The sequence below is a fragment of the Microbacterium paraoxydans genome, assembly GCF_018224615.1.
GTDB classification, from domain to species: Bacteria; Actinomycetota; Actinomycetes; order Actinomycetales; family Microbacteriaceae; genus Microbacterium; species Microbacterium paraoxydans_B.
Genome location: NZ_JAGTUK010000002.1, coordinates 494,421 through 515,634, shown reverse-complemented (window position 1 = coordinate 515,634; position 21,214 = coordinate 494,421). Strand labels below are relative to the sequence as shown.

Annotated in this window: 20 protein-coding genes; all 20 read right to left on the bottom strand. The window is 70.7% G+C overall.

Going from position 1 to position 21,214, the window contains the following annotated elements; genetic code table 11:
* Positions 1-49: 49 nt before the first annotated feature.
* A complete protein-coding gene (locus KE274_RS08110; protein ID WP_211542620.1) occupies positions 50-892 on the bottom strand; it encodes a fumarylacetoacetate hydrolase family protein in 843 nt (280 codons plus the stop codon).
* 49 nt (positions 893-941) lie between these two features.
* On the bottom strand, positions 942-1,910 hold the full coding sequence (locus KE274_RS08105) for a hypothetical protein (RefSeq protein WP_211542617.1): 969 nt from the start codon (positions 1,908-1,910) through the stop codon (positions 942-944).
* Entirely contained in the window at positions 1,907-2,920 is a 1,014-nt protein-coding gene (locus KE274_RS08100) for a Gfo/Idh/MocA family protein (RefSeq protein WP_211542616.1), read from the bottom strand. Before KE274_RS08100 ends, KE274_RS08105 begins: the two co-directional genes overlap by 4 nt.
* Positions 2,910-4,445, bottom strand: coding sequence for an N-acyl-D-amino-acid deacylase family protein (locus tag KE274_RS08095; RefSeq protein WP_211542613.1), 1,536 nt, complete (start codon positions 4,443-4,445; stop codon positions 2,910-2,912). Before KE274_RS08095 ends, KE274_RS08100 begins: the two co-directional genes overlap by 11 nt.
* Positions 4,446-4,528: 83 nt before the next feature.
* Positions 4,529-5,215 (bottom strand): SDR family NAD(P)-dependent oxidoreductase, encoded by a 687-nt coding sequence (locus KE274_RS08090; protein WP_211542611.1) that lies wholly within the window; start codon positions 5,213-5,215, stop codon positions 4,529-4,531.
* A complete protein-coding gene (locus KE274_RS08085; protein WP_211542609.1) occupies positions 5,212-6,069 on the bottom strand; it encodes a fumarylacetoacetate hydrolase family protein in 858 nt (285 codons plus the stop codon). Before KE274_RS08085 ends, KE274_RS08090 begins: the two co-directional genes overlap by 4 nt.
* A 148-nt stretch (positions 6,070-6,217) precedes the next feature.
* Complete coding sequence (locus KE274_RS08080) at positions 6,218-8,428, bottom strand: sialidase family protein (RefSeq protein ID WP_211542607.1); 2,211 nt, start codon at positions 8,426-8,428, stop codon at positions 6,218-6,220.
* Between the two features lie 160 nt (positions 8,429-8,588).
* Positions 8,589-9,350, bottom strand: a complete 762-nt coding sequence (locus KE274_RS08075) for a PIG-L deacetylase family protein (protein WP_211542604.1) — start codon at positions 9,348-9,350, stop codon at positions 8,589-8,591.
* 47 nt (positions 9,351-9,397) lie between these two features.
* Positions 9,398-10,234 carry a carbohydrate ABC transporter permease gene (locus KE274_RS08070; protein ID WP_211542602.1) on the bottom strand — a complete coding sequence of 279 codons (837 nt, stop codon included), beginning with the start codon at positions 10,232-10,234 and terminating at the stop codon, positions 9,398-9,400.
* A complete protein-coding gene (locus KE274_RS08065; RefSeq protein ID WP_211542600.1) occupies positions 10,224-11,132 on the bottom strand; it encodes a carbohydrate ABC transporter permease in 909 nt (302 codons plus the stop codon). Before KE274_RS08065 ends, KE274_RS08070 begins: the two co-directional genes overlap by 11 nt.
* Positions 11,133-11,183: 51 nt before the next feature.
* A complete protein-coding gene (locus KE274_RS08060; protein ID WP_211542598.1) occupies positions 11,184-12,482 on the bottom strand; it encodes an extracellular solute-binding protein in 1,299 nt (432 codons plus the stop codon).
* 156 nt (positions 12,483-12,638) lie between these two features.
* The gene (locus KE274_RS08055; RefSeq protein ID WP_211542596.1) at positions 12,639-13,424 is read right to left on the bottom strand and encodes an SDR family NAD(P)-dependent oxidoreductase; all 786 of its coding nucleotides are present in this window, start codon (positions 13,422-13,424) and stop codon (positions 12,639-12,641) included.
* Complete coding sequence (locus tag KE274_RS08050; RefSeq protein ID WP_211542594.1) at positions 13,421-14,095, bottom strand: GntR family transcriptional regulator; 675 nt, start codon at positions 14,093-14,095, stop codon at positions 13,421-13,423. The genes KE274_RS08055 and KE274_RS08050 overlap by 4 nt, the downstream gene beginning before the upstream one ends.
* A gap of 16 nt (positions 14,096-14,111) precedes the next feature.
* Positions 14,112-14,984 (bottom strand): hypothetical protein, encoded by an 873-nt coding sequence (locus KE274_RS08045; protein ID WP_211542592.1) that lies wholly within the window; start codon positions 14,982-14,984, stop codon positions 14,112-14,114.
* On the bottom strand, positions 14,981-16,492 hold the full coding sequence (locus KE274_RS08040; RefSeq protein ID WP_211542590.1) for a sugar porter family MFS transporter: 1,512 nt from the start codon (positions 16,490-16,492) through the stop codon (positions 14,981-14,983). The genes KE274_RS08045 and KE274_RS08040 overlap by 4 nt, the downstream gene beginning before the upstream one ends.
* Complete coding sequence (locus tag KE274_RS08035) at positions 16,482-18,077, bottom strand: N-acyl-D-amino-acid deacylase family protein (RefSeq protein ID WP_211542588.1); 1,596 nt, start codon at positions 18,075-18,077, stop codon at positions 16,482-16,484. The genes KE274_RS08040 and KE274_RS08035 overlap by 11 nt, the downstream gene beginning before the upstream one ends.
* 4 nt (positions 18,078-18,081) lie before the next feature.
* Positions 18,082-18,810, bottom strand: a complete 729-nt coding sequence (locus tag KE274_RS08030) for an amino acid ABC transporter ATP-binding protein (RefSeq protein WP_211542586.1) — start codon at positions 18,808-18,810, stop codon at positions 18,082-18,084.
* Positions 18,807-19,514, bottom strand: coding sequence for an amino acid ABC transporter permease (locus tag KE274_RS08025; protein WP_211542584.1), 708 nt, complete (start codon positions 19,512-19,514; stop codon positions 18,807-18,809). Before KE274_RS08025 ends, KE274_RS08030 begins: the two co-directional genes overlap by 4 nt.
* The gene (locus KE274_RS08020) at positions 19,514-20,176 is read right to left on the bottom strand and encodes an amino acid ABC transporter permease (RefSeq protein WP_211542582.1); all 663 of its coding nucleotides are present in this window, start codon (positions 20,174-20,176) and stop codon (positions 19,514-19,516) included. The genes KE274_RS08025 and KE274_RS08020 overlap by 1 nt, the downstream gene beginning before the upstream one ends.
* Before the next feature lie 52 nt (positions 20,177-20,228).
* Positions 20,229-21,047, bottom strand: coding sequence for a transporter substrate-binding domain-containing protein (locus KE274_RS08015; RefSeq protein ID WP_211542580.1), 819 nt, complete (start codon positions 21,045-21,047; stop codon positions 20,229-20,231).
* Between the last annotated feature and the right edge of the window lie 167 nt (positions 21,048-21,214).

Sequence of the window (21,214 nt, the reverse complement as noted above, 5' to 3'; positions counted from 1 at the left end):
TCTCTCATGTGTCGGGTGGTGCAGGAACGGGCGCGCCTCGCGACCGCGATCAGCCGGAGACGACCGGCGTGCGCAGGGCCCCGAGACGCTCGACCTCGGCGACCATCACGTCGCCCGGCTGGAGGTAGTCGCCGGTGGCGGCACCGACCCCGGCCGGCGTGCCGGTGAGCAGCAGGTCCCCGGGGCGAAGGGTCATGATCCGAGAGGCGAAGGAGATCAGCTCGGCGACCGAGAAGATCATGGCCGCGGTGGTCGAGCGCTGCCGCACGACCCCGTTGACCGACAGGCTCAGGGCGAGGTCCTGCGGGTCCGACACCTCGTCGGCCGACACCAGCCAGGGACCGATGGGGGCGGACGCGTCGAGCCACTTGCCGGCGAGCCAGTCGAAGAAGACGGTCCACTCCTGGCCGTCCCGTTCGGTTCCGACGTCGAGCGATCTGGCCGAGATGTCGTTCGCCGTGACGTACCCGAAGACGTGGTCGAGAGCCTCGTGCACGGCGACGTCGGCGGCCTCGGTGCCGATGACCACACCGAGCTCGGCCTCCCAGTCGAGCGTGCGCGTGAGGCGCGGACGCACGACGGGGTCGTCGGGTCCCGCGAGCGCGGTATCCGGCTTGAGGAACAGGCGCGGGGTGCTCACCGCCTTGACCCGGTCGTCCGCACCGCCTTCGCGCACGTGCTCCTGGTAGTTCGCGGCGACGCCGATGATCTTCCCCGGCCGCGCGAGCGGAGCCCGCAGCACCGCCTCGTCGCGTCGGAGTCGTCCGATCGGTGCGGTGCTCGGCGTTCCGGCCCGCAGGTCGAGGTGACCGCGGCCGAGCACGACGATGTCCTCGCCGTCCAGGTAGCCGTGCCCAGGCACACCCTCGTGGTCGTAGCTGACGTATCTCATCGTGTTCGTCCCTCTCGTCTCGTCGGTGCAGCGGTGCCCCGCATCGCCCTCACCACTGCGTCTCTCGGACGCCGCCATCCGTCGCGGCCTCGGCCACGTCGTCCAGGAACCGGGAGAGCTCGGCGATCTCATCGAGGGGCAGTTCGAGCGCGCGCCGCGCCTCGGGGTCGCGCAGCGCGGCGACGAGCATCGTCACCGAGTCGGGGCCGAGAGGCACACGGCGGCGGGCTCCGGCGTGCTGCACCTCCACCGCGGGCGACGTGAGGTCGACGATGGCCGAACCGTGGGAGCCGTTCACCCGCACCCGCGCCGTGAGCATCTCGGGTTCGCCGACGGTCGTCCTGGTCACGTGGATGCCCACCACCACCTCGCGATCGGTCTGGGCGAGCACGGTCCAGCTCTCCGTGCCGCGGTCGGCGGCGTCGACCCGGTCGGCGCTCACGCGCAGGGAACCGGCACCCGTGACGCGTCGCGCCAGATCGGCGAGGTACACCAGGAGGTTGCGCAGCTCGCCCTCGGGCGCCGGCCCGTCGCCACGCGTGACCACCAGTTCCGTGTGCACGGCGCGAAGCAGGCCGATCTCACCCGAGTGGACCGCGCGGACCAGGCGGGTGACCGACGGGTGCGCGGCGAAATGATGCCCGGGCACCACCGTGCCGTCGGGGAGTTCCGCGGCGAGCGCCGCGAGGGCGGTGGTGCTGTCCAGCGTGGGCTTGTCGAGCAGCACCGGGATCCCTGCCTCGTGCGCCGCGCGGAGCACGAGCGTGCGGCGGGTCCCGCGCTGACAGCAGATGATCGCATCGACGCCGATGGTCGGCGGGACGGGGTCGCGCCGCAGCTCGATACCGTGCTCCTCGGCGACGTCCGTGGCGCGGCGCACCTCCTGGTCGTCCGCGTCCGGGTGGACCCAGAAGGCGGCGATGCGAAGGCCGGCGCGCTGCGCGGCGGGCACCCACATGTCGCGCTGATGGTCCTGGTTGGGCAGTCCGGCAGCCCCCGCCAGCAGGATCGACGTCATCCCCGGCCTCCCGTCGAGATGCTCGCGCCCGTGGCGAGCGATTCCTCCGCGGCCTCCGCCCAGCGGACAACCGCGAGGCTGTCGCGCACCGGGGGGAAGGCGAGGGCGTGGTCGTCGACCGCGTCGATGAACCGTTCGAGCTGCGCCGTGAACGACCGCTCGACCGCGCCGTCCGGTGACCAGCCGCCCTGCCCGCGGTCGGTCCACGCCTGCATGCCGTCCGCGTCCCACCGCCGCTCGACGGTGCCGGTGTCGCCGACCACGCGCAGCTGCGTGAACGAGGCATCCCGCGGAAGCTCGGCTCGACTGACCTCGCACCGGGCGACCGCGCCGCTCGCGAAGCGCAGATCGATCACGAGGTAGTCGTGGATGTCGAGGGCGGCACTCGTGGCTCGCTGTCCGACCGCGCGCACGGCCACCGGATCTTCTCCCACCCACCAGGCGGCGAGGTCCATCAGGTGGACGCCGTTGTGGAGGGCGTGACCGCCGGAGAGCCCGCGATCGAGCACCCAGGACGACCAGCCGCCCCACAGCCACCCTCCGTTCATCACGATGTGCACGAACCGGACCGCGCCGATCTCTCCCCCGTGCACCAGTGCGGCGATCGCCTGCGCCTGGGCGCTGTGCCGGTGCGTGTGACCGACGATCAGGAGGCGATCGGCGGCCTCCGCAGCCCGGACGAGGATCTCCGCGTCGGGCGAGGTCAGCGCGAGGGGCTTCTCGATCAGCAGGTGCCGCCCCGACTCGATGACCGCTCGACCGAGGGGCACGTGGGTGCGATTGGGCGTGCACAGGATCACGGCGTCGACCGTCGGATCGTCCAACACCCGTGTCAGGTCGGACACGGCCCTGGCACCGTGCGGGGCGGCGAGCTGCTCGGCGGCCGTGAGGCGGGTGTCGCACACGCTCACCAGTCGGCCGCGCGTCGAGCGGGACAGTGCGCGCGCGTGCTCGCCGGCGATCCCTCCCGCCCCCACGATCGCGAACCCCACCTGTCTGTCAGTGCCCACCGTGTGCCCTCCTCTGGAATCGGCCGGGACGCGCGGCCGTCGTGCGCGCGTCATCGACGACCGCGGTACCGCCGACGAACACGTGCGCGATTCCCGCGGCGGGCGCCATCGGGGCCGCCTCGGTCGCGGTGTCGGTCAGCGCGACGTCGTCGAAGACCACGAGATCCGCGCGTGCCCCCTCGGTGACGACCGCACGGGCGCCGATCCGCCGCGCCGGGTCGTCGGTGCATCGCCGCAGCGCTTCCGCGGGGGTCAGCCCCAGCTCGCGCATGCGGCGGTATGCCCGCGGAAAGGTCCCCCAGGAGCGCGGGTGCGCGGCGCTCTCCGTGTGCGTGGGGCCCAGCGCTGCTCCGTCCGAGGCGATCGAGATCCACGGGGTGCGCAGTGCCGTGTCGAGATTCTCCGCGGTGGAGCCGATGACCGCGACATCCACCGCGCCGTCGTTGTCCACGAGCAACCGGGCCAGCCAGGCCCAGGGGTCGGCGGGGTCCGGTGCGCACCCCACGGCGTCCGGCGTCGCACGGGCCTTCATCACCGTGATCGCGTCCGGCGCGAAACCGGATGCCGCCAGACCCCGCACGAGCGTGTTCAGCGGCAGGGCTGCACAGGCCCGCTCACCCGCCGCGCGGACATCCGGCGGCAGCAGCTGGACCAGCGTGGTGTGGCCGGACAGGTAGGGATAGGCGTCGGCCGCGACGTCGACGCTCCGACGAGCCCGCTCGACCCTGGCGAGGACGCGGTCATACGTGCCGGCGTCCGACCCGATCATGCGCAGGTGCGACAGCTGGAGCCGCACCCCCGCAGCCTCCGCGAGCGCCACCGCCTCCTCGACCGCGGCCAGCAGACCCTCGTGCGCGTAGGAGCGCAGGTGCACCGACAGCAGGGCGTCGTGGGCGCGGACGGCTTCCGCGACCGCACGGAGTTCCTCGGGGTCGGCGCTCTGGCCCGGCGCGTACATGAGACCGAGGCTCACTCCCGCGCAGCCGGCGCCGAGGGCGTCGCGGATCGCGCGCACCACCTCGTGACGGTCGACCGGAGCCGCGGTGGAGCCGGCGACAGCGGCACGCACGGTGCCGTGGCCGACGAGTGCGCTCCCGTTGGTCGCCGCGGGCGTGTGCTCCAGCGCCGCGAGCCACCCCTCCACGCCCGTCCATGACCAGGGCGCCGACTCGACGATGTCGACCGGACCGATCACCTCCCGCGTGCGGTCGCGGCTGCCGACCACGGGGGCGGGGCTCATGCCGCAGTTGCCGACCACCTCGGTCGTGATCCCCTGGGTGACGCGGCTCTCCTGCCCGGGGTAGACCAGACGGCTGAGATCGGAGTGTGTGTGGATGTCCACGAATCCGGGGGCGATCAGAAGCCCGGTGCAGTCGGCGGTGCGAGGGGCGGAGACCTGCGCACCCCGGGGAAGGATCGCCCCGATGCGCCCGTCGACGATCGCGACGTCAGCGTCGCGGAGACGCCCGTCGACGACGTCGACGAGGGTTCCTCCTCGCAGCAGCAGATCGGCGTGGGTGCTCACGGGTGCTCCATGGGTTTTCGGGTGTGGCGATTCGACCATCGGGATTCGGTCGGGACAACTCCCGTTCGGCGTCGCCGAACGGGTCAGTACGTGGCTCGGCCGCCGCTGATGTCGTAGACCGCTCCGGTCGAGAAACTGAGCAGGTCGGAGGACAGCCAGGCGATCAGCTCCGCGACCTCTTCGGGCCTTCCGGTCCGTCCCATCGGGATGAGGGGGGTGATGTGCGCGAGCACCTCGGGCGTGGTGCGGGCGTTCATCGGCGTGGCGATCACCGCGGGCGCGACCGCGTTCACGAGCACGCCGGTGGTGGCCAGCTCCTTGCCCGCCGCCTTGGTGAGCGCGATCACGGCGGCCTTCGAGGCGGAGTACACGGAGAGGCGCGGATTGCCGTCCTTGCCCGCCATGCTCGCGAGATTCACGATCCGGCCCCAGCCCCGCTCGACCATGCCGGGGACGCAGGCGCGCATCATCAGCACGGTGCCGATGACGTTCACGTCGAACACCCGGCGCCAGTCTGCGGCCGTGGTCTCGACGAGCGGCGCGTTGACGCCGACGATCCCGGCGGAGTTGACGAGCACATCGACGGGTCCGAGGCGCCCGATCGTCGCGGTGACGGCGTCCTCGTCGGTGATGTCGAGGGACACATCGCCGCCGTCGGCGATGTCGACCGTCGTGACACGGACGCCCTCCGCTCGCAGCCGAGCGGCGGCCGCCGCGCCCAGCCCGCTCGCGCCGCCGGTGACCACCGCGTGGCGCTCCGGCGGGTTCATCGCGGGCCCACCACGAGCTGACGCTGCACGCCGAGCCCGTCGATCGCCAGTTCCATCGAATCCCCCGGCTCGAGCCAGATCGGCGGAGTGGAGCCCATGCCCACGCCCGGCGGGGTGCCGGTGTTGATGAGGTCCCCTGGCTCCAGGACGAGGAACTGGCTGATGTACCGCACGAGTTCGTCCGGCGGGAAGATCATGGTCGCCGTGCTCCCGGTCTGCCGTCGCACCCCGTTCACGTCGAGCCGCATGCCCAGCCGCGCCACGTCGAGCTCATCGGGGGTGACCAGCCACGGACCGGCGGGGTTGAACGTCTCCGCGGACTTGCCCTTGAGCCACTGGCCGGAGCGCTCGAGCTGGAACGCCCGCTCACTGACGTCGTTGACCAGGGTGTATCCGGCGATGTGCGCGGCGGCCGCCTCGCGCGACTCCAGGTAGCTGGCGCGACGGCCGATCACGATGCCGAGCTCCACCTCCCAGTCGGTCTTCGTGCCGCCCCGCGGAATGCGCACGTCGTCGAACGGCCCGACCAGGGTGTTGGGCGACTTCGTGAACAGGATCGGCTCCGCGGGGATCGGCATGCCGCTCTCCGCGGCGTGGTCGGCGTAGTTGAGGCCGACGCAGATGATCTGGTGCGGGCGCGCGATCGGCGCGCCGATGCGCTGGGTGCCCACCGACGTCACGCGCCCAGCGGCACGTCTCTCCTCCACGATGTCCGCGAGCGCAGCGATCCCGACGGACTGGAAGAACACCGCATCGATGTCGGCGACCACGTCCGACACGTCGACGTACTCGTCGTCCCCGACGAACACCGCTGGACGCTCCGCGCCCGGTGCTCCGACTCTGGCGATCCTCATGACCTCGTGACCCTTCTTCTCTGTCTCCGCCGCGGGCGCCCGGCGGGGCGGCGGCACGGCTCTCTCGCCACCGATCGTGTGGCGCGACCGCCGCGGACACCGAATACGGTTCGCCCCGTCCGAACGGCCGACCCCGCCGCACCGCCGCTCACGGCGCGATCGTGACCGAGGCGATGCCTGTCGTGTTCCGGGCGGTGTCGTACACGCGGTACTGGACGACCGCGCCGACCGGGACGACCACCGAGACGCTGTGTGTGGCCTGCGGGGTCGGGAGGGTCGTCGTCGTCCACGCGGCGGCCCCGGGCAGCAGGTACCCCACGGTCTTGACGCCGGACAACCCGTCGGAGCCCGTGATGGTGAGCCGTCGCGTGGCGGGGTCGCCCGTCGGCTCGATCGACGTCGCGGCGGTCGGCAGCGTCCGGTCGATGTTCACGCTGACGGTCCGCACGCTGGAGGTGTTCTGCGCCGCATCGCTCGTGCGGTAGACGAACGAGTGCAGGCCCTCGGGGTAGCCGGAGGTGTCGACCGTGGCCGTGGTGGTGCTGGCCTGCCACCCGGATCCGGTGTCCACCTCGATCGTCGGTGACGGGTCATGGCGGTCCTGCGCGGTGAGGACGATCTGCGCGGGCGTGGCGGAGAACCACCCGCTCGACGGCTCCACGGGTGTCAGTTGCACGTACGGGGCCACGGTGTCCTGGCCCGGTGCGGCGCGATGGAAACCGGTCGCGGGAGCGCGCAACGCCACTCCGGCGAGCCCCGCCCAGCCCTCGCTCTCCGTGATCGTCACCCGCACCCCGGTCACCGTGAGGTCGTGACCGGCGCCGAACCAGTCGAGTGCGTCGAGCTGCACGTCGTCGTAGGTGCGCACGGTCGTCCAGGTCTGCGCCGTCCCGGTCCCCGTGGCCACCTCGACCACCGCGGACTCCGCGTAGCCCGGCTTGAGCGCGATGCCGATCTCACCGATGCGGGTGGGCTCGTCGAGGTCGAGTTGCCAGACGTGCGGTGCACCGTGACCGTGCACGCTCGAGTTCGCCACGGCCATGCTGGCGTAGTCCACCGTGCCGTCGATCGGGCCCGTCGGCGCGAAGCCCGACGCCGTGTGGGTCAGGGTGGTGGTCACGGTCGCGTCGCCGTCGGCGACGAGCGCCCCCAGGGGCACCTGCTCCGCGTCCAGTTCCAGGAAGGTCCCGCCGATGGTGCCGGCCATGCGGTCGTAGGAGACCGTGAGCACCCGTCCGTCGACGAGCTGGACGGAGCCCGAATAGGCCTGGTCGCCGAAATCACGCGGCCCGCGATAGATGAGCGTCTGTTCCACGCCACCCCACCCCTGCGCCGGGTCGTACACCAGTCCGGCCGTGGGGCGTCCCTGCCCCCAGGCGCGGGATCGGTCGCCCCACGTGAGGAGCACGTTGCCGTCGCGCAGACGGAGCAGGTGCGGGGCGTCGCCCTTGAGCCCGGGGATGTCGACCGGCGCAGTCCAGGTGTCGCCGTGGTCGGACGAGTAGCTCACGCGCATCACCGCGTCCTGCGGGTTGTAGGAGGTGCGCGCGACCATCATGACCTCGCCGCCGCCGAGGTCGACCAGCGCGGGCTCCACGTACCAGGTGGCCGGGGTCGTGGTTCCGGGGAGGTAGTAGTCGGGCCCCGACCACATCACCACGCGTTCGTCGTCCACGTCCCAGGTCGCCCCGCCGTCGAGGCTCCGAAGGACGTGTGCGGCCGGTGGCCCCGCGTTGCCGCGCCGGTCTCGCATGGCCGTGAAGGGAAGCAGCAGGTCGCCGTTGTCGAGCTCGATGAGCTCGCCGTTCCCGGCCGCATAGCCGTACGGGCTGTCGTACGCGAGCGTGTCCGGCACGACGGGCGCCGACCACGTGGCTCCGTCGTCCGTGCTGCGGATGAGGTTGATCGTGCGGTTGTTGGAGCGGTTCGGGTTGTTGAAGTCGTAGTACCAGAGCAGGACGTCGCCGTTGCGGAGCACCGTGACGTTGGGCTCCTTCTCGTCCGGCACCCCGGGGGTGTCGACGATCGTGGTGGGTGCGGACCACGTGCGGCCCTCGTCCGTCGAGGTGCGCACGGCGATCCGGCTGAAGTTCGAGTGGCTGGGCGAGTCCGAGTACGCCACGAGCAGCCGGCCGTTCGCCAGGCGCGCGATCGAGGGGAACCAGCCGCAGTCGACGACCTCGTTCTCCTCCCGGCTCTTGGTCGTGTCCCAGGGCTCGCAGTCCGAGTTCTCCGGTGACACGATCTCGACGTCGGGTTGGATGGCGAGATCGATCTGGCCGACCGCGACGGCGGGGACCGGCGCGAGGGCGGCGAGCAGAACGGCGGCGAGCGCGGCGGCGAGGACGGACCTTCTCATCTGTGAACCTCTTCTCTGGGATTCCGCGCGACCGGCCGTGCCCGACCGCAGGGTGGACACATGCAAGCACGGGCCCGGTCGCCGCCCCACTCGCGTTCGTCCTCGCCGAACCAGGTCCTGTCGGGACCGCCGCGTCCTCGTCGTCGCGGCCGGCTTCGTCTCAGTCCGCCGGTCGCCAGTTCCCCGGCAGCAGCTCGGGACCGCCCGTGACCGGATACGTCGGAACGCTGCGGAACCCCTCGACGAACGTCCACTCCGTGCCGGTCGCCCGGACCTCCGCCTGCCGCCGCGCGTCGGCGATGTAGTCGTCGCCGTACGCCTGTGCCATCCAGTCCACCTGGCTGGCGTGCAGGCGCAGCAGACCTTCCTTCCGGGTCTGCTGCGCCGTGATGTCGACGAGGTGTTCGGGTTCGAACGCGATGCCGCCGAGCGTGTCCATCACGAACAGGTGGGGGATCCGATCGAGCGCGGCGTATCGCGTGCGCACGTGCGGCACGGCGGCGGGGATGCGGCTGTCGATAGCGATCTGACCCGCGATGCGGTGATCCGGGTGATAGTCGTCGGTCGAGTGCACGAAGACCACGTCGGGCCGCGCCCGCCGGTAGGCGTCGATGAACGCCTCCCTGGTGGGACGGTCGTTGAACAGCATCTCGTCCGGGAACCCCATCCAGATGAGCTCGGCCCCCAGCTGCGACGTGGACGCCTCGGCTTCGGCGAGCCGACGCGCCGCGATCGCCGCCGGGTCGGGATCCCCTCCCCCGACCTCACCGTTGGTGGCGATCGCGAACGTCACGCGCGCTCCAGCCTCGGCGTACAGGGCCATCGTCCCCCCGCAGAGGATCTCGATGTCATCGGGGTGCGCTCCGATCGCGAGGACGGACAGGGTCGACAGGTCGGGCTGGTCAGCGGATCGAGCGGTCATGGGGGTCCTTTCGGGGCGCAGGATCGGTGGGGAGAAGAGCAGGAACGTCACTTCAGCCCGCTGGACGCGAAGCTGGCCACGATGTGACGACGGAGGGCAAGGAAGACCAGCACCACCGGGATCGCGGCGAGCATCGACACCGCGAGCACCTGTCCGTAGTCGGTGGCGTTGGAACCGCGGAACTGCGAGAGTCCGAGCGGCACCGTCGTCATCCCTGTGCTGCCCACCACGATGAGCGGCCACAGGAAGTTGTTCCAGCTCGCGAGGAAGGTGAGCGCCCCGAGTGCGGCGAGGGGTCCCCGTGCGAGGGGTACCACGATGGTCAGGAAGATCCGCAGCTCACCGGCGCCGTCGATCCTGGCCGCCTCGAACAGCGCCTGCGGTAGCCCCGCGAGGAACTGGCGCATCAGGAACACGCCGAACGCGCTGACGGCCCCGGGGATGATCAGCCCCGCATAGCTGTCGAGCCAGCCGAGTGAGCGGACCTGGACGAACAGCGGGATCATGATGGCCTGGAACGGCATCATCATCGCGGCGAGAGTGAGGACGAACAACGCTCGCCTGCCGGGGAACACGAATCGCGCGAAGCCGTAGCCCGCCGTCACGCTCCCGATCAGGGTGAGGGCGGTGACCGCGATCGCGACGACGAAACTGTTGACGAAGTACGTCGCGAACGGCGACGACTGCCATCCGAGGAGGTAGTTGTCGAGCGTGAAGCGGCTGGGCAGTTGGAACAGCCCCGTGCTCATCACCTCACCGGTGGGCGTGAACGACGACTTGAGCGCCCAGAGCAGTGGGGTCGCGACGAGCAGTGCCGCGACCACGAGGAGGACGTGCGGGGCGGAGCGGCGGACGATACGGAGCGGACTGGCCTCAGTCGTCATGGGAACTCCTCAGGGCGCGGAACTGGACGATGGCGAAGAGGATGGCGATGACCAGCAGCACGACCGCCATCGCGGACGCCTTTCCGACGTTCCCGAACGAGAAGCCGACCTGGTAGATGTACAGCGACAGGGTCTGGGTGGCACCGCCCGGCCCGCCCTGGGTCAACAGGTACGGCTGAACGAACAGCGTCAGCGCCTCGGTCGTCGCGATCACCAGCACGAAGAGGAGGACGGGTCGCAACAGCGGAACGATGATGTGCACGAGCCGCTGTATCGGCCCTGCCCCGTCCATGCTGGCCGCCTCCAGGATCTCCGCGGGGATGTCCTGCAGCCCGGCGAAGACGAGGATCGTGTAGTACCCGACGTTCGTCCACACCATGAGCAGCAGGATCGACACGAGCGCCCAGACCGGGTCGGCCAGCCACTTGATCTGCGTTCCCAGCAGGGTGTTGATCACGCCCTGCCCCAGATACATCGCGCCCCAGATGATGGAGGAGACCACGCTCGGGATCACGAGGGGCAGGTAGAAGACCGCCTGGTAGGCGGCGCGCCCGCGGACGACGTTGCTCATCAGGAGCGCGAGCACGAGCGCCAGGACGGAGCCGGGAAGGGCGACTCCGGCCGCGACCTGGAACGTCACGATCAGCGCCTGCCCGAAGGTGGAGTCCTCGAAGAGGGCGAGATAGTTCGCCACACCGACGAACGTCGGATCGCCGACGAGGAACCACTCGGTGAAGCTGAGCACGACCGCTGCGCCGGAGGGCAGCAGCACGAAGACTGCGAGCCACAGGAAGGTCGGCGCGACGAACGCGAGTCCGACGCGCGCTTCGCGGCGGGGAAGGGAGGCGGGGCGGTCGCGGCGGTGCGCCGTCACGATCGCCGAGGTTCGGTCATCCATGGTTCTCCGTCCGTTCGGGGTGCGGCCGGTGGTCGACCGCACCCCGCGGCGTCACTTGTCCAGCAGAGGCTCGATGGCGGCGTGCGCGGTGTCGAGCGCGCTCTGCGCGTCGTCGCCGTTCACGACCACCCGTTGGATGGCGCTCTCGAGGATCTGGCTGATCTCGTTGTACTGGCTCAGCGGCGGCAGGAAGTGGCCGCGGGCGAACCCTTCGACGAACACGTCCCAGCTGGGGACCCCGGCCGTCGCCTCGTCGGAGAGCACGTCGTTGTCGCCGAGCCAGATGCCCGCGTCCGCGAAGTAGGTGGGCGAGGCATCGGCCAGGAAGCGCGCGAACTCCCACGCCTCCTTCTGATGCGCACTGGTGACGGGGACGTAGAGCCCGTAGCCGTAGAGGTCAGCGCCGACCGGATCCTCGCCGAAGGTGGGGTACTGGCCGACGGTCCACGAGATGTCGGGGTAGGTGCCGTCCAGCGTGGGGATGAACCACGAGCCACCGGTGTTGACCATCGCGGCGGTGCCGTCTCCGAAGAGATCCTCGGCGTTCGTGGAGGCGGTCGGTCCGAGCGCCGGATCGTTGACGCGGTGCTCGTTGGCCAGGTCGCCCCACGTCTGCAGAGCCTGGACGGCCTCGGGCGAGTTCACGAACGATTCGGTGCCGTCCGGGCCGAACAGTGCTCCTCCGGCCTGGCGGGTCATGGCGTCGAGCACGAGGACGTCGCGCACCGGGTTGTTCAGCGTCAGGGCGACGCCTTCGGCGGGGCCGTTCGCCGCGTTCTGGATCTGCGCCCCCACAGCCGCGACGTCGGCCCAGGTCTGGGGGAAGTCCTTCTCCGGGTCGAGGCCGGCGTTCGCGAAGTGCTCGTTGTTGACCCAGAACTGGTACGTCGAGATCTCGTGCGGGATACCGATGAAGTCGCCGTCTGCGGAGAACCCGGCCGCGATCGCTTCGGTGTACTGGCCGGCGAGCTCCTCGGCGGTCATACCGTAGGCCTCGTGGTCGACGGGGGCAAGGTAGCCCTTCGCGCTCAGGCCCGCGGCGTAGGACTGGAAGTAGTTGACGATGTCGGGGCCCCCGCCGGCGGCGATGGCGGCGTTGAGTTTCGCGGCCATGGTGCCGAACTCGATGGGCAGGTAGTCGATGCGGACGCCGGGGTGGGCTTCCTCGTACTGCGCGATGAGTTCGCGTTCGACCTCCTGCGCGGGAGCGTTGACGTGCGTCCAGTACGTGATCGTCGTGGTGCCGCCCTCGCTCGGCGCTCCCCCCGCGCCACAGCCTGTGGCGGCCAGCGCCGCGAGCGCGACGACGGTGATGCTTGCTCCGCGCCGACCCCAGAGTCGTCGTTCCATGGTGTTCTCGCCTTCCGCCCGTTCGGTAGCTGTCGCCGGCTTCTCTGCCGACGATCAGAATCTAGTCGATTGTCGACAATCTGCCCCAGACCGTGATGCGTCTGTTACGAACGGAGGCCTGCGGGGCCCGAAAGGCGGGAGATTCGGTCCGCAGCCTCAGAACGTGTTGGCGCTCTTGGCCAGCAGGCCGCCGTCGCAGACCAGATGACTGCCCGTGACGTAGGCGCTCTCCGCGCTGAGGAGCCAGAGCACGGCGTCCGCGATCTCCTCCGGCCGCGCCATCCGGCCGAGCGGGATCTGCTCCCTGGCGGACTCCTCGAGCTCGGCGCGACGATCCCGCAGCGCCTCCCCCTCCAGCCCGAAGTAGAGGATGTCGGTGTCCGTCGCCCCGGGGACGACGGCGTTGACACGCACCCCATCCGGTGCCGCATCCAGGGCCGCCGCCCGGACGAACGCCGAGATCCCGCCCTTCGACGCCCCGTAGGCCGTGTTCGCGCCACCCGCGAAGCCCACGAACGCCGACGGCGATGAGACGCAGACCAACGAGCCCCCCGTCCCCCGCGCGCGCCAGTGGTTCAGCGCCGCCCTGGACGTGAGGAACGTGCCGCGCAGGTTCACGGCCATCACGCGGTCCCACGACTCCACGCTGGCCGAGGCGAGCGGCTCACTGACCTCGATGCCCGCATTGGCCACGACGCCCGAGATCTCCGGCAGGCCGTCGGCGACCGCGGCGAAGGCCGCGTCCACCCCACGCTCGTCGCTCACGTCGCACACGAGCGGAAGCACCGAGGCCGCACCGGCCGCGGCCGCCGCCGATGCCGTGTCCGCCAGCGCGCCGTCGTCGATGTCGAGCAGCGCGAGATCCCGCCCCTGCGCCGCAGCGCGCAGGGCGATCCCGCGCCCGATCCCGGACGCGGCGCCCGTCACGACGATGGTGCTCACCGGTCGCCCTCCGCGGCGGTGGCCGAGGAGAAGTGCGTGCGGATGTGCTCCGTGATGGCGTCGAGACCGTGACCGCTGTCCCCGCTCTGCAGCGCGCGGATCAGCTCGCGGTGCTGCTCGGCGACCGCGTGCGAGTCTCCGTAGTAGTTCGCATCCCGGCGGAAGTACGCGCGCACGCGCGGCTGGATCGTGCGCCAGATCTGCAGGCAGTGCTGCTGACCGGACAGGACGACGATCGCCTCGTGGAAACGGATGTCATCGTCGGCGAGCCGGGCGAGGTCCCCCGCCGAGGCCGCCTCGTCCATGCTGTCGATGATGGCGTTCAGCGCCGCGACATCGTCATCGGTCGCCACCGCCATCGCCTTGTCGAAGGCGAAACGCTCGAGCGCGATGCGGATCGGCACGAGCACGTTCTCGATCTCCTCCTGCGAGACCCCGAGCACCTCGGTTCCGCGATAGGGGTAGGAGACGACGAGCCCTTCCTGCTCGAGCTGTCGGAGCGCTTCGCGCACCGGGGCGCGGCTGGTCCCCAGCTGGGCGGCGAGCTCGAGCTCGGTCAGCTTCTGCCCCGGCTCGAGATCCCCGGTGGTGATGGCCTCGCGGAGGATCTCGGCGACGCGCTCGCGACGCGACGCCGCGGGAACGGAAGGCAGGGAGGAGAGAGCGGTCATCCTGTCATCGTACCGATCAAGAGCCGATTGTCGACAAAGTCCATTCGCACCGGACGACCGCGTGGAACACCTCGCCCGCGCCCAGACGCTCCACCGCCCCCGCGGCGAGCGCATCGCCCACGCCCAGACCCGCCGCGGTCGACGGCTCCCACGCGAGGGTGTCCGCCCGCGGCAGCTCCGCCGAGGCGTGGTTGAACCACAGCAGCCAGTGCGGAAGAGTGCCCGCCGCATCCGTCAGGGTGACCGCGCCGCGCGGGCCGACCACCGCGGCCGACGCACCCCGGGCACTCCGGGCGAGATGCCCGGCGGCACCGTCCGCCCGCGCGGGAACCGCGGCCACCGGCTCCCCCTCGAACACCGCTCGACCCGTGGCGAAACGCTCGCGCGAGAAGCACGGGTGCTCGCCCCACGTGAACGCTCCCGCATCGACGCCCGCGTTCCGCACCGTGGTGGAGACGGTCAGCGCCCGGGCCTCGAGCTCCACGCTCCGCGTCAACTCCGCGACGCCGCCGTCGAGGAACGGTCCAGCGGCGGTGCACGTCACCCGCGTCTCCGTGTGCTCGACCACCGTCCAGGGCACGCGGGGCGCCCACCCGTGCTGCTGCGTGGTGGCGGTGGGCACGCCCGCAGCGGGGAACATCGGGAACCAGCCGCCGAGAAGGATGTCCTCGTCGAACTCCCGCGCGGACTCCTCCCCCACCACCCGCGACGGGTCGAGCACGCGCGGCGGGCGCCCGTCCGTCCACAGCACATCGCCCGCTCCGTCGTCGAGCTCGTGGATCAGACAGCCGTGCGCCGGCGCGATCGCCACCCGGGCCTCACCCGCCCGCAGGACGTACACGGGCGCCGTGCCCGGTCGCCGATCCGCGCCTTCCCGCACCACCCTCATCGCGGCACCTCCCCCGGTTCGGCCCTCCCCGCGCTCGCGCGCATCTCCTCGAGCGCTCGCCCGTTGGTCTCCCGGACGCCGAAGAACACCAGGAGGAACGACAGCGCCGCCATCACCGCGTAGAGCGCGTAGCTGCCGGGCAACGAGATGTCGCGCAGGCTCGGGAACGAGAAGTTCAGCGCGACACCCGCGAGCCAGTTCGCCGAGGCGCAGACCGACAGAGCGACGCCGCGGATGCGGTTGGGGAACATCTCCCCCAGCAGCACCCACACCACGGGCCCCCACGACACGGCGAACGCGACCACGAACAGGTTGGCGCCGACCAGCGTGATCGGACCCCACACACCGTCGAGCTGGGGAGACCCGTCGAGGATGCGGGCGGTGGAGAATCCGATGCTCACGATCACGAGACTCACGAACATCCCCACGGAGCCTGTGAGGAGCAGGCGCCGGCGGCCGACGCGATCGATGAGCAGGATGGCGACGACCGTGGCGGCCACGTTGATGAACGAGCTGAGCACCGACAGTCCGAACGCGGCGGACTCCTCGAAGCCCACCGACTCCCACAGCGACGTGGAGTAGTAGAAGATCACATCGATGCCCACCAGCGCCTGCAGCGCCGCGACCCCGACGCCCACCCACACCACCGGGAGGAGGCCACGGCGTCGGTCGAGCAGATCGCGGAAGCGCCCCGAGTCCTTGTGCTGCAGGGTCTCCTCGATGCGGTCGGTGAGCAGACGCGCCTCGGTCGCATCGACGCGCTGCAGCCGGATGAGCACGCGTCGCGCCGCCTCCGCACGCCCCCGGGCGACCAGATAGCGCGGGGACTCCGGCACGACGAGCGCCAGCACGAGGTAGATCACGGCGGGGACGACCCCGGCGATGAACATCCACCGCCACGCGGGCAGCCCGAGGAACAGCTCAGCGTCCGCACCACCCAGGGCGAGGGCGATCCCGCTGTCGGAGAGCAGCGCGACGAAGATCCCGAGCACGATCGCCATCTGCTGCATCGAGGCCAGGCGCCCGCGCACGTGCGCCGGAGCGATCTCCGAGATGTACAGCGGCCCGAGCACGGTCGCGAACCCGACGGCGACGCCGGTCACCAGCCGCCAGGCCGCGAGATCGAACACCCCCTGCGCCAGACCGCAGCCGATCGCCGCCACGAAGAACACCACGCCGGCGGCGAGCATCGTGCGGGGTCGGCCGATGCGGTCCGCGAGCCAGCCCGCTCCCAGCGCCCCCAGCGCGGCACCCAGCAGGGTGACCGCGACGACGACGCCCAGCCCGACCGCGTCGAGACCGAGGTTCCCCTCGATCGCGGTGACCGCGCCGTTGATCACGGCGGTGTCGAAGCCGAAGAGGAAACCGCCGACGGCCGCCGCGACGGCGAAGCCCGTGACGGCCGGCGTCAACCGCCCCGTCTCTCGCGGGTCCGGCGGGGCGGCTCCCTCCGCCCCACGGCGGCTGCGGCGGGTTCCGGCGACGCCGGTCGACGATTCAGCGGACATCTGTTCTCTCCAGTCGGGTTCCAGGGCGGTGCAGGGTGCGGGTGCCGTGCGAGACCACCGGCGTGCCGTTCACCCAGACATGACGGGCGGCCGTGGCGTAGCGCTCCGGCAGCACGAAGGTCTCGGTGTCGCGGAGCAGCTGCTGATCCCACAGGACCAGGTCGGCGAAGGCGCCCTCGGCCACGCGACCCCGGTCGCGGAGACCGAAGTGCTGCGCGACGGCACCCGTCATCTTGTGCACGGCGTGCTCCAGCGTCAGCGTTCCGGCGCGCAGGGCGTGATGGCTCAGGAAGTGCTGGGAGCCGTGGAAGAACAGCGGATGCGGGGTCCGCGCACCCAGCACCCCGTCACGGCGAGAGGTGAAGCCGTCGACACCGAGCAGGAAGCGGTCGTGGCTCACGGCCTCGGCGACGTGGTCAGGCTCGAACAGCGCGCCCATGAACTGCACGGCCCCCAGGTCGCCGCCCGCCGCCGCCATCACGTCGAAGTACGCGTCCCACTCGTCCGTGCCGTTGGCCGCGGCGATCTCGGGGAAGATCATGCCCTCCCACTCCGGGGTGGCGGGGCTCACGGCCAGCCGCACGCGCTCCCACTGGCCCCGGTGTACGAAGCGCCAGTAGCGATCGGAGTCCGCGCGCACCCTCGCCCGCACCCGGGGGTCGCGCAGCGCCTCCGCCGCGACGGCCTCTCCCTCGGCGAGCAGCCACTCGGGCAACAGGCCGGCGGCGAGCCCGATGCCGTCGGGATAGGGGGTCATGTCCGCGAGTACGTCGACCCCGGAGCGCCGCTCGCGCTCCAGGCGCGTCACCGCCTCCGCCCACGCGCCGTCCGCCGCCCCGGTGCCGTGCCGCACGTTGAGGTGCGACAGCTGCGCGCGCAGGTCGCCGGCGTGCACGACGCGGAAGAACTCGTCGACGGCCTCCCCGAGCGCCGCATCCCTGTTGCGGATGTGACTGGCGTACATCGCACCGTAGCGACCGGCGACGCGCGCGAGCGCCTCCAGTTCCGGGGTCTCGGCCGCGCGTCCCGCCCCATACTCGAGGCCGGAACTGAAGCCGAGCGCTCCCGCCTCCAGCGCCTCGTGCAGGTGCCGCTCCATCGCGCGGACGAGATCTCCCTCCGTGCGCTCGGCGGCGCGGCGCAGCCCGGTGTGCCCGACGAACCAGGCGAGGTTCTGCGCGGTGCCGCCACCGTGGACGACGTCGAGCAGCTCGGCGAACGAGCGCCACCCCACCTCCCCCTCGTAGCCGAAGGCGGCGAGCGCCCGACGAGCGGTCTCCTCGTCCCCCGCCGCGATCGGCGCGTATGTGACACCGCAGTTCCCGACGACCTCCGTGGTCACGCCCTGATGCACCGTGCTCAGGGCGTCGCGGTTGCCGAGGATCGACCAGTCACTGTGACTGTGCGGGTCGATTAGCCCGGGGGTGAGCAGCAGCCCGGTGGCGTCGAACTTCTCGCGCGCCGGGGTCGCGTCGGCACGGCCCACCACGACGATGCGGTCGCCGACGATGCCGACGTCCGCCGAGAACGGTGCAGCACCGGAGCCGTCGACGACGCTCGCCCCGCGAATGAGCAGGTCGATCACGGGGTCAGAGCACCTTCCCGAGGAACGCGCGCGCCCGCTCGGTCTGCGCGTTCGACAGCAGCTCGTGCGGGGAGCCGCTCTCGACGATCCGCCCGTCGTCCATGTAGATCACCCGGTCGGCGACCTCGCGCGCGAATCCGATCTCGTGCGTGACGACGACCATCGTCATCCCTTCCGCGGCGAGCCCCTTCATCACCGACAGCACCTCGCCGACGATCTCGGGGTCGAGTGCGGAGGTCGGCTCGTCGAACAGCATCACCCGGGGCTGCATGGCGAGGGCGCGCGCGATCGCGACGCGCTGGGCCTGACCTCCGGACAGGTTGCCCGGGAAGGAGTCGGCCTTCGCGGCCAGCCCCACCTTCGCCAGCAGCGCGTCCGCACGCTCGCGCGCGTCCGCGGCGTTCAGTCCGAGCACCTTTCGCGGGGCGAGCGTGACGTTGTCGCGGGCGGTGAGATGGGGGAAGAGGTTGAACTGCTGGAACACCATCCCCACGTCCCGGCGCACGGCGGCGAGATCCGCCCGGCGCTCCTTCGCCGTGAGGACGTGACCGTTCACCTCGATGCTGCCGTGGCTGGGCGTCTCGAGGCCGTTCATGCAGCGCAGGAGAGTGCTTTTGCCGGAACCGGAAGCCCCGATGATGCACACCACCTCGCCCTCGGCGACGTCGCAGCTGATTCCGTGGAGCACTTCGGTGGAGCCGAAGCTGAGTCGCAGGTCGGTGACAGTGATCATTTCGAGTCTCCTCGTGAGGGGGCGAGCGCGTCTTCGACCCGGGGGGCCGGCGCGTGGATGGTGAGTCGCCGCTCGTACCGCCGTCCGGCGACGGAAAGGGCGAAGCAGATGACGAAGTAGACCGCGCCCACCACCACGTAGGCGAGGATGGGCTGGCCGGTCTGCGAGGCGACGATGTTTCCGGCACGCGTGAGCTCGATCAGACCGATCACGGCCACCAGGGAGCTGTCCTTGATCAGCACCACGAGGAAGCCGATGCCGGGCGGCACCATGATGCGCGCGGCCTGCGGCATCACCACGAAGCGCAGCTGCTGGGGCCACGACAGGCCGAGAGCCTGCGCGGCCTCGAACTGTCCGCGCGGGATGGCCTGGATGCTGCCGCGAACGATCTCGCTGATGTAGGCCGAGGCGAAGATCGTGAGCGCGATGGTCGCGGCCCAGTAGTCGGGAACGTTGCTGCCCGGCGACAGCAGCGGCAGGGCGAAGTAGACGAAGAAGATGATCAGCAGCACGGGAACGCCGCGGATCGCACCCACCCAGATCGCGCTGACCCACCGCAGCGGGGCGAACGGGCTCGCCGCGAGGACGCCGGACACGATGCCGACAGCCCCACCGAGCAGGACAGCGAGCAGACAGATCTGGAGGGTCACGAACGCGCCCTGCAGGATCAGCAGCAGGTCGGGGAGATCGAACGACGTGAACATCAGGCCACCTTCCAGCGGATGCCGCGCGTCTCGATGAGTCGGGACGCGCCCGCGATCAGGAAGGCGACGATGAAGTAGAGGAGTCCCCCGACGACGAAGGTCTCGATGGTGCGGAAGGTGCTCGTCGTGATGCCCATCATCACGTGCATGAGCTCCGGCACGGCCACGATCGAGGCGATCGACGAGGCCAGGAAGAGCAGGATCACCTGGTTGGTCAGCGACGGGAGCACGTTGCGCAGGGCCGGCACAAGGCGCACGTGGAAGAACGTGGTGCGCCGCGAGAGCCCGAGCGCGTCCGCCGCCTCGATCTGTCCCTTCGGGATCGCTTCGAAGCCGGCGCGATAGATCTCCGCGAGGTAGGCGGAGTTGTTGACGCTGAGCGCGATGACGCCTGCCGTGACGGGATCGAAGTTCACGCCGACGGACGGCAGGGCGAAATAGATGAGGTACAGCTGCAGCAGGAGCGGGGTGTTGCGGATGACCTCGACGTAGGTGGCACCGATCGACCGGAGGACGACGTGACGCGACACCCGCAGCAGATACACCCCGACGCCGAGGGGCGAGCCGATCAGCACCGCCGCGAGCGTGATGAGCACGCTGATGCCGAGTCCGGTGAGGAGCTCGGGGGCATAGGGGATCAGGTCCCCGAAGAACAGTTGCATGAGTTTTCCGTTCCGGCTGCCCCACCCGGCGGGCGGGGCAGCCGAGGGGTCGCTACTTGATCAGTTCGGGGACGTCGGTGCCGAGCCACGTGTTGTACGAGTCGTTCGCGGCGTCGCTGATGTTGTAGTTGAGGATGAAGTTGTTGACGTAGTTCAGCCACAGCTGGTCGCCCTGCTTGAGTCCCATGGACACCACGGAGGGGCTCAGCTGCGGGGCGTCGACGATCACGAACTCCTCCCCGGAGTCGGCGAGGATGCCCTGCGCCACGGAATTGCTCTCCATGAGCGCGTCGACCTTGTTGCTGCGCAGCGCCTGGATCGAGTCGGCGACGGCTTCGAAGAGGCTGGCGTTCGCCTCGGGGAACCGGTTCTCGAGGATGGTCGCCGGCACGCTCCCGCGGGTGGCGGCGACGGTGCGCCCGGCGAGGTCGTCGTAGGAGGTGATGTCGCTGCCCGCCGGCACGAGCACGACCTGCCCCTCGGCGGCATACGGGCGGGACATCGCGACCTTCTGCGCGCGCTCGTCCAGGTTGGTGAGCGCGGCGATGACGATGTCGACCTTGCCGGTCTCCAGCAGGGGGATGCGGTTGGCGTTGGTGGTGGAGACGTACTCGATCTTCGCGCCGAGGGAGTCGGCGAGCGCCTGCGCGGCGTCGATGTCGAAGCCCTCGTACTCGCCCGAGCTCTTCATGACCCCGTAGGGCGGGGCGTCGGCGAACACGCCGACCACGAGCGTCTTCTTCTCGAGGACGGTGGTGAGGGTGCTCCCCTGCGTCCCCGCTGCCGGGCTGCCGCTCGAGGTGCACGCGGAGAGGGCGAGGGCGGCCGTCGCGGCGACGGCCACGCCGGCCAGGATGCGCGTCAACTTCATTGTGATGCCTTTCGGGTTCGGGCCTCCGGCGCTGCCGTCGTGCACAACGCTGTGAGTCGCTGATCGCACCGCTGCTGGGTGCAGGAACAGACATTACCGATGGATTGCCCTGTTGTCGACAATCGACTATCTTCAGTTCTTGGAAGGGGCTCCCTTTCCCTCATCAC